This is a genomic window from Pseudomonas sp. KCJK8993 (assembly GCF_046230915.1).
Classification (GTDB): domain Bacteria; phylum Pseudomonadota; class Gammaproteobacteria; order Pseudomonadales; family Pseudomonadaceae; genus Aquipseudomonas; species Aquipseudomonas piscis.
On sequence record NZ_JBJJLO010000001.1, the window covers coordinates 39297 to 50786 of the forward strand.

11 protein-coding genes are annotated in these 11490 nt (G+C 61.0%); all 11 read left to right on the forward strand.

The genetic code is table 11. The annotated features are described in order from the left end of the window. Position 1: 1 nt before the first annotated feature. The 11 genes from uppS to rnhB all read left to right on the forward strand — a co-directional run bounded on the left by uppS (position 2) and on the right by rnhB (position 11329). Positions 2–757, forward strand: coding sequence for a polyprenyl diphosphate synthase (gene uppS, locus ACK6AU_RS00180; protein ID WP_085596153.1), 756 nt, complete (start codon positions 2–4; stop codon positions 755–757). Next, positions 757–1563: a phosphatidate cytidylyltransferase gene (locus tag ACK6AU_RS00185; protein WP_409297121.1), complete on the forward strand. Its 807-nt coding sequence runs from the start codon at positions 757–759 to the stop codon at positions 1561–1563. The genes uppS and ACK6AU_RS00185 overlap by 1 nt, the downstream gene beginning before the upstream one ends. Next, positions 1560–2750 carry a 1-deoxy-D-xylulose-5-phosphate reductoisomerase gene (ispC, locus tag ACK6AU_RS00190; RefSeq protein WP_185700071.1) on the forward strand — a complete coding sequence of 397 codons (1191 nt, stop codon included), beginning with the start codon at positions 1560–1562 and terminating at the stop codon, positions 2748–2750. The genes ACK6AU_RS00185 and ispC overlap by 4 nt, the downstream gene beginning before the upstream one ends. Positions 2751–2799: 49 nt before the next feature. After that, a complete protein-coding gene (rseP, locus tag ACK6AU_RS00195; protein WP_409297124.1) occupies positions 2800–4152 on the forward strand; it encodes a sigma E protease regulator RseP in 1353 nt (450 codons plus the stop codon). Between the two features lie 74 nt (positions 4153–4226). After that, entirely contained in the window at positions 4227–6617 is a 2391-nt protein-coding gene (bamA, locus tag ACK6AU_RS00200) for an outer membrane protein assembly factor BamA (protein WP_185700073.1), read from the forward strand. 45 nt (positions 6618–6662) lie between these two features. Beyond that, positions 6663–7166 carry an OmpH family outer membrane protein gene (locus tag ACK6AU_RS00205; protein ID WP_068580411.1) on the forward strand — a complete coding sequence of 168 codons (504 nt, stop codon included), beginning with the start codon at positions 6663–6665 and terminating at the stop codon, positions 7164–7166. 3 nt (positions 7167–7169) lie between these two features. After that, on the forward strand, positions 7170–8225 hold the full coding sequence (gene lpxD / locus ACK6AU_RS00210; protein WP_409297126.1) for a UDP-3-O-(3-hydroxymyristoyl)glucosamine N-acyltransferase: 1056 nt from the start codon (positions 7170–7172) through the stop codon (positions 8223–8225). A 113-nt stretch (positions 8226–8338) separates the two neighbouring features. Beyond that, positions 8339–8779 carry a 3-hydroxyacyl-ACP dehydratase FabZ gene (fabZ, locus tag ACK6AU_RS00215; RefSeq protein ID WP_007924058.1) on the forward strand — a complete coding sequence of 147 codons (441 nt, stop codon included), beginning with the start codon at positions 8339–8341 and terminating at the stop codon, positions 8777–8779. After that, the gene (gene lpxA / locus ACK6AU_RS00220) at positions 8776–9552 is read left to right on the forward strand and encodes an acyl-ACP--UDP-N-acetylglucosamine O-acyltransferase (RefSeq protein WP_185700075.1); all 777 of its coding nucleotides are present in this window, start codon (positions 8776–8778) and stop codon (positions 9550–9552) included. The genes fabZ and lpxA overlap by 4 nt, the downstream gene beginning before the upstream one ends. Before the next feature lie 2 nt (positions 9553–9554). Beyond that, the gene (gene lpxB, locus ACK6AU_RS00225; protein WP_221775300.1) at positions 9555–10685 is read left to right on the forward strand and encodes a lipid-A-disaccharide synthase; all 1131 of its coding nucleotides are present in this window, start codon (positions 9555–9557) and stop codon (positions 10683–10685) included. Then, positions 10682–11329 carry a ribonuclease HII gene (gene rnhB / locus ACK6AU_RS00230; protein WP_185700076.1) on the forward strand — a complete coding sequence of 216 codons (648 nt, stop codon included), beginning with the start codon at positions 10682–10684 and terminating at the stop codon, positions 11327–11329. The genes lpxB and rnhB overlap by 4 nt, the downstream gene beginning before the upstream one ends. Positions 11330–11490 lie beyond the last annotated feature (161 nt).

Here is an 11490-nt window from a genome sequence, read left to right on the forward strand (position 1 = left end):
CATGGAAAAGACCAAACAGCCTGTGCCGTCTTCAGTGCCACGCCATGTCGCGATCATCATGGACGGAAACAACCGCTGGGCAAAAAAACGCTTCATGCCGGGGGTTGCCGGGCATAAGGCGGGCGTTGATGCGGTACGTGCAGTCATCGAAGTGTGCGCCGAGGCCAAGGTCGAGGTTCTGACCCTGTTTGCCTTTTCCAGTGAAAACTGGCAGCGCCCGGCCGATGAAGTCAGTGCCTTGATGGACTTGTTCTTCAAGGCGCTGCGTCGTGAGGCCAAGCGCCTCAACGACAACAACATCAGCCTGCGGATCATCGGTGATCGTTCGCGGTTCCATCCCGAGTTGCAGGCGGCGATGCGCGAGGCTGAAGCCATCACCGCCGGCAGTGATCGTTTCATCCTGCAGATCGCCGCCAACTACGGCGGGCAGTGGGATATCGCCCAGGCTGCCCAGCGTCTGGCGCGTGAGGTGCAGGCCGGTCACTTGCGGCCCGATGACATCACTCCGGATTTGCTGCAGGCTTGCCTGGCCACCGGCGATTTGCCGTTGCCGGATCTGTGCATCCGCACGGGCGGTGAGCATCGCATCAGCAATTTCCTGCTGTGGCAGCTGGCTTATGCCGAGCTGTATTTCTCCGACCTGTTCTGGCCGGACTTCAAACACGATGCCATGCGCCACGCGCTGGCCGATTACGCATCTCGCCAGCGGCGCTTCGGTAAAACGAGCGAGCAGGTCGAGGCTGGAGCCCGGGTTTAATGCTCAAACAACGAATCATTACTGCGCTGATCCTGCTGCCGATCGCCTTGGGTGGATTTTTCCTGCTCGAAGGCTCGCACTTCGCCCTGTTCATCGGCCTGGTGGTCGCCTTGGGTGGTTGGGAGTGGGCGCGCCTGGCAGGTTTCAATGCACAGCCGGCGCGAATCGCCTATGCAGTGGCGGTGGCGGCGCTGTTGTTCTTGATGCACCTGGTTCCAGGTGTCGCTCCGTGGGTTCTGGGTGCGGCTGTGCTCTGGTGGGGCTTGGCGACATACCTGGTGCTCACCTATCCACGTAGCAGCGAACAATGGTCCGGGGCGGCCCCCAAGCTGTTGATCGGCCTGCTGATCTTGCTGCCAGCCTGGCAGGGCTTGGTGTTCATCAAGCAATTGCCGCTGGGCAATTGGCTGATCATGGCGGTGATGGTGTTGGTCTGGGGCGCGGACATCGGTGCCTATTTCTCGGGACGGGCCTTTGGCAAGCGCAAGCTGGCGCCCCAGGTCAGTCCTGGCAAGAGCTGGGAGGGCGTGTATGGCGGCCTCGCGCTGAGCCTGGTTATCACCGCGGTAGTAGGGCTGGTTCGTGGCTGGGGCTTCGGCCAACTGTTCGTAGCGCTGCTGGGGGCGGCCGTCGTGGTCTTCATCTCGGTGGTCGGCGACCTGACCGAAAGCATGTTCAAGCGCCGGGCTGGTATCAAGGACAGCAGTAACCTGCTGCCTGGCCATGGTGGGGTACTGGACCGGATCGATAGCCTGACTGCGGCGATTCCGGTGTTCGCAGTACTGCTGTGGATGAGCGCATCGTGAGCGGCGTTCAGCAAATCACGGTCCTGGGAGCGACAGGTTCCATTGGCCTGAGCACCCTGGACGTCATCGCTCGTCACCCGGATCGCTACCAGGTATTCGCTCTCACCGGCTTCAGTCGCCTGGCCGAATTGTTGGCCTTGTGTGTGCGCCATGTGCCGCGTTTTGCCGTAGTGCCACAAGAGGCGGCCGCCAGGCGTTTGCGCGACGATCTGCAGGCTGCCGGGCTGCCGACCCGGGTGTTGGTGGGGGAGCAGGGGTTGTGCGAGGTCGCCTCGGCTCCTGAGGTCGATGCGGTGATGGCGGCGATCGTCGGTGCTGCCGGCTTGCGTCCGACTCTGGCAGCGGTCCAGGCCGGCAAGAAGCTTCTCCTGGCCAACAAGGAAGCGCTGGTGATGTCCGGTGCGTTGTTCATGGAGGCGGTGGGTCGCAGTGGGTCGGTATTGCTGCCTATCGACAGCGAGCACAATGCGATCTTCCAGTGCATGCCGAGGGATTTCTCCCGAGGTCTCGGCCAGGTAGGGGTGCGACGCATCCTCTTGACTGCTTCTGGCGGTCCGTTTCGGCAGACACCGCTGTCCGAGCTGGAAGACGTCTCGCCAGAGCAGGCTTGCGCTCATCCGAATTGGTCCATGGGGCGCAAGATCTCGGTCGACTCGGCAAGCATGATGAACAAGGGCCTGGAGCTCATCGAAGCTTGTTGGCTGTTCGATGCCAGGCCGGCGCAGGTCGAGGTGGTCGTGCACCCGCAAAGTGTGATCCACTCGCTGGTGGACTACGTCGACGGCTCGGTACTGGCGCAGTTGGGGAACCCGGATATGCGTACGCCGATCGCCAACGCCCTGGCCTGGCCGGAGCGAATCGACTCCGGTGTGGCGCCGCTCGACCTGTTCGCCATTGCCCGCCTGGACTTCCAGGCACCCGATGAGCAACGGTTCCCATGCCTGCGCCTGGCTCGCCAGGCGGCCGAGGCGGGCGGCAGCGCCCCGGCGATGTTGAACGCGGCCAACGAAGTGGCGGTCTCGGCATTTCTCGAGCGGCGCATCCGCTACCTGGAGATCGCGAGTATCATCGACGAGGTTTTGAATCGTGAGCCGGTGGTTGCGGTCAACGAGCTGGATGCCGTATTCGCGGCGGATGCCCAGGCCCGGCTGCTGGCTGACCAATGGTTGCAGCGTAACGGGCGATAGGATTCGCGACCCGCGCGAGTGACGGCGAATAGGATTGCGGAGAAAGTAGATGAGCGCGCTCTATATGATTGTCGGCACCCTGGTAGCCCTGGGCGTGCTGGTCACCTTTCACGAATTCGGTCATTTCTGGGTTGCCCGCCGCTGTGGCGTCAAGGTGCTGCGTTTCTCCGTGGGTTTCGGCATGCCCCTGGTGCGCTGGCATGATCGCCATGGCACCGAGTTCGTGGTCGCTGCCATTCCCCTGGGCGGCTACGTGAAGATGCTCGACGAGCGTGAAGGCGAGGTGGCGCTCGCGGAGCTCGATCAATCCTTCAATCGCAAGTCCGTTCGCCAGCGTATCGCCATCGTCGCAGCGGGCCCGATTGCCAACTTCCTCCTGGCCCTGGTGTTTTTCTGGGCCCTGGCGATGCTGGGCAGCCAGCAGGTACGACCGGTTATCGGTGAAGTGGAGGCCGGTAGCATCGCCGCCAAGGCTGGGCTGAGTCCGGGACAGGAAATCGTCGCCATCGACGGTGAGCCGACGGCCGGCTGGGCGGCAGTGAATCTGCAATTGGTACGCCGCCTGGGCGAAAGCGGTACGTTGCAACTGCTGGTCCGTGAACAAGGTGCTACAGCCGATTCCCCGCGCCAGTTGGTGCTGGATAAGTGGCTCAAAGGCGCCGACGAGCCCGATCCAATCCGTTCCCTGGGTATCCGTCCCTGGCGCCCAGCCTTGCCTCCGGTGCTGGCCGAACTCGATCCGAAAGGTCCGGCCCAGTCTGCAGGCCTGAAAAACGGCGATCGACTGTTGGCTCTCGATGGTCAGGCGCTCGATGACTGGCAGCAGGTGGTCGACTGGGTGCGTGGGCATCCAGCGGCCAGGATCGTGCTGCATGTCGAGCGTGATGGCGCCCGAATCGAGGTTCCCGTAACCCTGGCCAGCCGGGGTGACAGCAAGGCGCCGAGTGGTTATCTGGGGGCGGGTGTGAAGGCCGTCGACTGGCCGCCACAGATGCTGCGTGAAGTCAGTTATGGTCCTCTGGAGGCGATTGGCGAAGGTGCCCGGCGCACTTGGACGATGAGCGTCCTGACCCTGGAATCACTGAAGAAAATGTTGTTCGGCGAGCTCTCGGTAAAAAACTTGAGCGGACCGATAACCATTGCTAAAGTGGCGGGCGCTTCTGCCCAGTCGGGCATTGCCGATTTCTTGAATTTCCTTGCTTATCTGAGTATTAGCCTGGGCGTTCTGAATTTGTTGCCCATCCCGGTACTGGATGGGGGACACTTATTGTTTTATCTGATCGAGTGGGCGCGTGGTCGTCCCTTGTCGGATCGGGTGCAAGGTTGGGGGATACAGATCGGTATCAGCTTGGTGGTCGGAGTCATGCTGCTTGCTCTGGTCAACGATCTGGGTCGTCTGTAACGCTTCGCTGAATTGCGAATCTGCCGCATTTTGCGGCAGTTTGTTTATTGCCAGTTGGAATAAGAAAGGACTTCATGAAACGTCTGCTGCTAACTGCGGTTCTCTCCGTATTGATGATCGCCGAAGTTCACGCCGAGTCCTTCACTATCTCCGATATTCGCGTCAACGGCCTCCAGCGCGTTTCCGCGGGTAGCGTCTTTGGTGCCTTGCCGTTGAACGTCGGCGAGCAGGCGGACGACCGTCGCCTGGTGGAATCCACTCGTGCGCTGTTCAAAACCGGTTTCTTTCAAGACATCCAGTTGGGGCGCGATGGCAACGTCCTGGTCATCACGGTAGTCGAGCGGCCTTCGGTTGCCAGCATCGAGATCGAAGGTAACAAGGCGATCTCCACCGACGACCTGATGAAGGGCCTCAAGCAGTCCGGCCTGGCCGAAGGCGAAATCTTCCAGCGTGCGACCCTTGAAGGTGTGCGTAACGAACTGCAGCGTCAGTATGTTGCTCAAGGTCGTTACTCGGCCACCGTCGAGACCGAAGTAGTCCCGCAGCCGCGTAACCGTGTCGGCCTGAAGGTGAAGATCAACGAAGGTACGGTCGCGGCCATCCAGCACATCAACGTGGTAGGCAATACCGTCTTTCCCGACGACGACCTGATCGGCCTGTTCGAGCTCAAGACCACCAACTGGCTGTCGTTCTTCAAGAACGATGACAAGTACGCCCGTGAAAAACTCTCCGGTGACCTGGAGCGCCTGCGTTCCTACTACCTGGATCGTGGCTATATCAACATGGATATCGCCTCGACCCAGGTGTCCATCACTCCGGACAAGAAACACGTCTACATCACCGTCAATATCAACGAAGGCGAGAAATACAGCGTTCGTGACGTCAAGCTCAGCGGCGACCTGAAAGTGCCTGAAGACCAGGTCAAGGCATTGCTGCTGGTGGAGAAGGGCCAGGTGTTCTCGCGCAAGCTGATGACCACCACCTCCGAGCTGATTACCCGTCGCCTGGGTAACGACGGCTACACCTTCGCCAACGTCAACGGCGTGCCGCAACCCCATGATGACGACCACACCGTCGACATCACCTTCGTGGTGGATCCAGGCAAGCGCGCCTACGTCAACCGAATCAACTTCCGTGGCAACACCAAGTCCGAGGATGAAGTGCTGCGTCGCGAAATGCGTCAGATGGAAGGCGGTTGGGCATCGACCTACCTGATCGACCAATCCAAGACTCGCCTCGAACGCCTGGGCTTCTTCAAGGAAGTCAACGTCGAGACGCCAGCCGTGCCCGGTGTCGATGACCAGGTCGACGTCAACTACGCCGTCGAGGAGCAGGCTTCGGGTTCGATCACCGCCAGTGTCGGTTTCGCCCAGAGTGCGGGCCTGATCCTCGGTGGTTCGATCACTCAGAACAACTTCCTGGGTACTGGTAACAAGGTCAGCATCGGCCTGACCCGCAGCGAATACCAGAGCCGCTACAACTTCGGCTACGTGGACCCCTACTGGACCGCCGATGGCGTGAGCCTGGGCTACAACGCCTTCTATCGCACCACTGACTACAAGGACCTGGATGTCGATGTAGCCAGCTATGCGGTGGATAGCCTGGGTGCCGGTGTCAGCGTGGGCTACCCGATCAGCGAGACTTCGCGCCTGACCTTCGGCCTGACGGCCCAGCAGGACAAGATCAAGACCGGTCGCTACACCGTCGACGAAATCTTCGATTTCGTGAACAAGCAAGGCAAGAGCTACCTGAACTTCAAGGCTTCTGCCGGCTGGTCCGAATCGACCCTGAACAAAGGTGTACTGGCGACTCGCGGTCACTCGCAAAGCGTGGTGCTGGAAACCACCACTCCGGGTAGCGACCTGTCGTTCTTCAAGCTCGACTACCGTGGCCAGTTGTTCACGCCGCTGACCGACAACTACACCATGCGTTTCCATACCGAGCTGGGTTATGGCGATGGCTTTGGCGATACCAAGGGCTTGCCGTTCTACGAGAACTACTATGCCGGTGGTTTCAACTCGGTTCGTGGTTTCAAGGACAGCACCCTTGGCCCACGCAGTACGCCCAGCCGCGGTGCGGCTGTGACCGGTAACGCCGGTACCACCCGCGATTCGGATCAGGACCCGCTACCGTTCGGTGGTAACGTATTGATCCAGGGCGGTGCGGAGTTGCTGTTCCCCCTGCCGTTCGTCAAGGATCAGCGTTCCCTGCGTACCTCGTTGTTCTGGGATGTGGGTAATGTCTTCGATTCTCGTTGCGAGAGCACGTCCAATACCATCCCTTCGTCGAACCTGAAACGTAAGTGCGACGATATCAGCTTCACCAACCTGGCCAGCTCGGTGGGTGTCGGTGTGACGTGGGTAACCGCTCTGGGGCCATTGAGTTTTGCCCTGGCGATGCCGATCAAGAAACCGAACGACGCTGAAACTCAGGTGTTCCAATTCTCTCTCGGCCAGACCTTCTAACTGCCTGGCCCAAGACAACGACAATGGATTTTGTAGGAGTGCATCGTGCGTAAGTTGACTCAATTGGTTCTCCTGGCCTCCGTTCTGGTCGCGAGCCCAGCATTCGCCGAAATGAAAATCGCCGTCCTGAACTATCAGATGGCCCTGCTGGAATCGGACGCAGCCAAGAAGTACGCCGTGGATGCCGAGAAAAAATTCGGCCCGCAGTTGAACAAGCTCAAGACCCTGGAAAGTAGCGCCAAGGGTATTCAGGATCGCCTGGTTGCCGGTGGCGACAAGATGCAGCAAGGCGAGCGTGAGCGCCTGGAGCTCGAATTCAAGCAAAAGGCCCGGGACTTCCAGTTCCAGTCCAAGGAACTGAACGAAGCCAAGGCCGTGGCTGACCGGGAAATGCTCAAGCAGCTCAAGCCCAAGCTGGACAGCGCTGTGGAAGAGGTCATCAAGAAAGGCGGTTTCGACCTGGTCTTCGAGCGTGGCGCAGTGATCGATGTCAAGCCTCAGTACGACATCACTCGCCAGGTTATCGAGCGCATGAATCAGCTGAAGTAAGCCATGACCGCAATTATGAAGCTCGGCCAGTTGGCCGAGTTCCTCGGTGCCACCCTCCGTGGCGATGGGGAGAAGGAAATCACTGGGCTAGCCACCTTGCAGGAGGCTGGCCCAGCTCAGTTGAGCTTTTTGGCAAATCCCCAATATCGCAAGTACCTGGTCGATAGCCGGGCTGGCGCGGTGTTGTTGAAAGCAGCCGATGCCGATGCCTATGTCGGTGACGCCCTGGTGGTGGCCGACCCTTACCTGTCCTATGCCCGTGTTTCCCATTTCTTCGATCCCAAGCCCAAGGTGCAGGCCGGTATCCATCCGTCCGCGGTGATCGCCAATGATGCCCAGGTCGATCCAACGGCCAGTATCGGCGCCTTTGTCGTGATCGAAAGCGGAGCCCGGATCGACGCTGGTGTCACCGTTGGCGCCCATTGTGTCATCGGTGCCCGTAGCGTGGTGGGCGAGGGCGGCTGGTTGGCGCCAAGGGTGACCCTGTACCACGACGTGCGCATCGGCAAGCGCGTGGTGATCCAGTCGGGTGCAGTGCTGGGCGGCGAAGGCTTCGGTTTCGCCAACTCGAAGGGCATCTGGCACAAGATCGCCCAGGTGGGCGGCGTCACCATCGGCGATGATGTGGAGATCGGCGTCAACACGGCGATCGACCGTGGAGCCCTGGCCGACACCATCATCGGCAACGGTGTGAAGCTCGACAACCAGATCCAGATCGCCCACAACGTCCAGGTCGGTGATCACACCGCGATGGCTGCTTGCGTAGGAATCTCCGGCAGCACCAAGATCGGCAAGCACTGCATGCTCGCCGGCGGTGTTGGCCTGGTGGGTCATATCGAGATTTGCGACAACGTTTTCCTCACCGGGATGACCATGGTGACCCACTCGATCACCGAGCCGGGGGCCTACTCTTCCGGCACTGCCATGCAACCGGCTGCCGAGTGGCGCAAAAGTGCGGCCCGCATCCGTCAGCTCGATGATCTCGCGCGGCGTTTGCGCCAGTTGGAAAAGCGCGTCGGGGACGTGACCCCCGACGACAATGCTTCATCAGATGGCTGATACCATTTCCACATCAAGTGTGCGCAGCCGCTAGACTGCCTGCTTCCTTGATTTGCTAGAGGAGCGTGCCTTGACCGCACGCTCCCCATCTTTACTACAGGCTTCCCCCCGAAATGATGGACATCAACGAGATTCGCGAATACTTGCCTCACCGTTACCCTTTCCTGCTGGTGGATCGGGTAGTGGATCTGGATGTCGAGGGCAAGTGCATTCGTGCCTACAAGAATGTCAGCATCAACGAGCCGTTCTTCAATGGCCACTTCCCTGCGCATCCGATCATGCCAGGCGTGCTGATCATCGAGGCCATGGCCCAGGCTGCGGGCATTCTGGGTTTCAAGATGCTCGACGTGAAGCCTGCCGACGGCACCCTCTACTACTTCGTCGGCTCCGACAAGCTGCGCTTCCGTCAGCCGGTGTTGCCGGGTGACCAGCTGATCCTCGAAGCCAAGTTCATCAGCTGCAAGCGCCAGATCTGGAAGTTCGAGTGCCAGGCATCGGTCGACGGCAAGCCAGTGTGCTCCGCCGAGATCATTTGCGCGGAACGCAAACTATGAGTTTGATTGACCCTCGCGCAATCATCGATCCGACGGCCGTCCTGGCCGACGACGTTGAGGTTGGCCCGTGGTCGATCATCGGCGCTGGTGTGGAGATCGGCGAGGGTACAGTGATCGGGCCCCATGTGGTCCTCAAGGGCCCGACCCGGATCGGCAAGCACAACCGCATCTACCAGTTTTCCTCGGTAGGCGAAGACACGCCTGATCTGAAATACAAGGGTGAAGAAACCCGCCTGGTGATCGGCGACCACAACGTGATCCGCGAAGGCGTGACCATCCACCGCGGCACCATCCAGGACCGCTCCGAAACCACCCTGGGCGATCACAACCTGATCATGGCCTATGCCCACATCGGCCACGACAGCGTGATCGGCAATCATTGCATCCTGGTCAACAACACCGCGTTGGCTGGCCACGTGCATGTGGATGACTGGGCGATCCTCTCCGGTTTCACCCTGGTGCATCAGTACTGCCATATTGGTGCCCACAGCTTTTCCGGCATGGGTACCGCCATCGGCAAGGACGTTCCGGCTTTCGTCACCGTGTTCGGCAACCCTGCCGAAGCCCGCAGCATGAACTTCGAAGGCATGCGCCGGCGTGGTTTCAGCGATGACTCGATCCACGCGCTGCGTCGCGCCTACAAGGTGGTCTATCGCCAGGGGCTGACGGTGGACCAGGCCCTGGCCGAATTGGCCGAGGCCGCCGAGCAGTATCCCGAAGTCGCACTGTTTCGCGACTCGATCCAGTCTTCGACTCGCGGCATCACCCGCTAATCATGAGCACTCTGCGTATTGCGCTGGTGGCTGGGGAAGCCTCTGGCGACATTCTTGGCGCCGGTCTGATGCGCGCCTTAAAGGCCCGGCATCCGGCGGTGGAGTTCATCGGTGTCGGCGGGCCATTGATGGAGGCCGAGGGCCTGGTCTCCTACTTTCCCATGGAGCGCCTGGCGGTCATGGGGCTGGTCGAGGTTCTTGGTCGCCTGCGCGAACTGCTGGCCCGACGCAAGAAGCTGGTCCAGACCCTGATCGCCGAAAAGCCCGATGCATTCATCGGTATCGATGCCCCGGACTTCACCCTGAATATCGAGCTCAAATTGCGCCAGGCCGGGATCAAGACCGTGCACTACGTCAGTCCATCGGTATGGGCCTGGCGGCAGAAGCGTGTGCTGAAGATCCGCGAAGGCTGCGACCTGATGCTGACCCTGTTTCCTTTCGAGGCCAGGTTCTACGAGGAAAAAGGCGTGCCGGTGAAGTTCGTCGGCCATTCCCTGGCCGATGCCATCCCCTTGCAAGCGGATCGGGCAGCGGCTCGCGCCGAGCTCGGTTTGCCCGACGGCCCGCTGGTAGCGCTGATGCCAGGCAGTCGCGGCGGCGAAGTAGGGCGCCTGGGCAGCCTGTTCCTGGAGGCCGCCGAGCGCTTGCGGGCCATGCGCCCGGGTGTGCGTTTCATCCTGCCTTGCGCCAATGCCCAGCGGCGGACCCAGGTGGAAGAGCTGCTGGTCGGTCGCGACCTGCCGCTGACGCTGCTCGATGGCCAGTCGCACAAGGCCCTGGCGGCCTGCGACGCGGTATTGATCGCCTCGGGGACGGCGACCCTGGAGGCCCTGCTGTACAAGCGGCCGATGGTGGTGGCCTATCGCCTGGCGCCGCTGACGTTCTGGATTCTCAAACGCATGGTCAAGAGCCCGTACGTTTCCCTGCCCAACCTGTTGGCCCAGCGCCTGCTGGTGCCGGAGTTGCTGCAGGACGATGCGACCGCCGAGGCCTTGGCCAAGACCTTGTCGCCGTTGATCGAGGGTGGCGAAGAGCAGACCAGCGGTTTCGACCAGATCCATCGCACCTTGCGTCGCGATGCATCCAACCAGGCCGCGCAGGCGGTGCTGGAACTGATAGGTAAAGCCCAATGAGCAACTCCAAGAAGCAGATGGGCCTGGATTTCACCCTGGTGGCCGATGCGGGCGACCTGGTGGCGGGTGTCGATGAGGTCGGTCGTGGCCCCCTGTGCGGCGCGGTGGTCACTGCCGCAGTGATTCTCGATCCGAGCCGGCCGATCCTTGGCCTGAACGATTCCAAGAAACTCACCGAGGCCCGCCGCGAACAGCTGTTCGACGAGATCTGCGAGAAGGCCCTGAGCTGGTGCATCGCCCGGGCGGAAGTCGAGGAGATCGACGAACTGAACATCTTGCACGCCACCATGCTGGCCATGCAGCGCGCGGTGGAAGGCCTGAGCGTGACCCCGAAGCTGGCGATGATCGATGGCAACCGCTGCCCCAGGCTGGCGGTGCCGGCCGAAGCGGTGGTCAAGGGCGATAGCAAGGTCCCGGCGATCGCCGCGGCGTCGATACTGGCCAAGGTCAGCCGCGATCGCGAGATGGCCGCCTTCGAGCTCATCTATCCTGGTTACGGTATCGGCGGGCACAAGGGGTATCCGACGCCGGTCCACTTGGAAGCCTTGGCGCGCCTGGGCCCGACCCCGATCCACCGGCGCTCTTTCGCGCCGGTACGCCAGGCCTATGAAGCGCGTGAAGCGCTGGGCCTGGTTCAGTCTTGAGGCTGATGTTTTAACCAAGGCCCGGTACAATCCGGCTGCTTTAAAGCTCCACGAACGACGGCAATGGCCTGTCGGCAGTGGCGATGAACCACTATCGCTGGTCGCCGCGCGCAGGCCTTGGCTGCTTTGCGCTGTAACGCCGAGTTCGAGTCTTTAAAACG

Bases quoted from the DNA above. Each gene is read 5' to 3' on its own strand.
- uppS (WP_085596153.1), top strand. From the start codon at position 2: ATGGAAAAGACCAAACAGCCTGTGCCGTCTTCAGTGCCACGCCATGTC.
- ACK6AU_RS00185 (WP_409297121.1), top strand. From the start codon at position 757: ATGCTCAAACAACGAATCATTACTGCGCTGATCCTGCTGCCGATCGCC.
- rseP (WP_409297124.1), top strand. From the start codon at position 2,800: ATGAGCGCGCTCTATATGATTGTCGGCACCCTGGTAGCCCTGGGCGTG.
- bamA (WP_185700073.1), top strand. From the start codon at position 4,227: ATGAAACGTCTGCTGCTAACTGCGGTTCTCTCCGTATTGATGATCGCC.
- lpxD (WP_409297126.1), top strand. From the start codon at position 7,170: ATGACCGCAATTATGAAGCTCGGCCAGTTGGCCGAGTTCCTCGGTGCC.
- fabZ (WP_007924058.1), top strand. From the start codon at position 8,339: ATGATGGACATCAACGAGATTCGCGAATACTTGCCTCACCGTTACCCT.
- lpxA (WP_185700075.1), top strand. From the start codon at position 8,776: ATGAGTTTGATTGACCCTCGCGCAATCATCGATCCGACGGCCGTCCTG.
- lpxB (WP_221775300.1), top strand. From the start codon at position 9,555: ATGAGCACTCTGCGTATTGCGCTGGTGGCTGGGGAAGCCTCTGGCGAC.
- rnhB (WP_185700076.1), top strand. From the start codon at position 10,682: ATGAGCAACTCCAAGAAGCAGATGGGCCTGGATTTCACCCTGGTGGCC.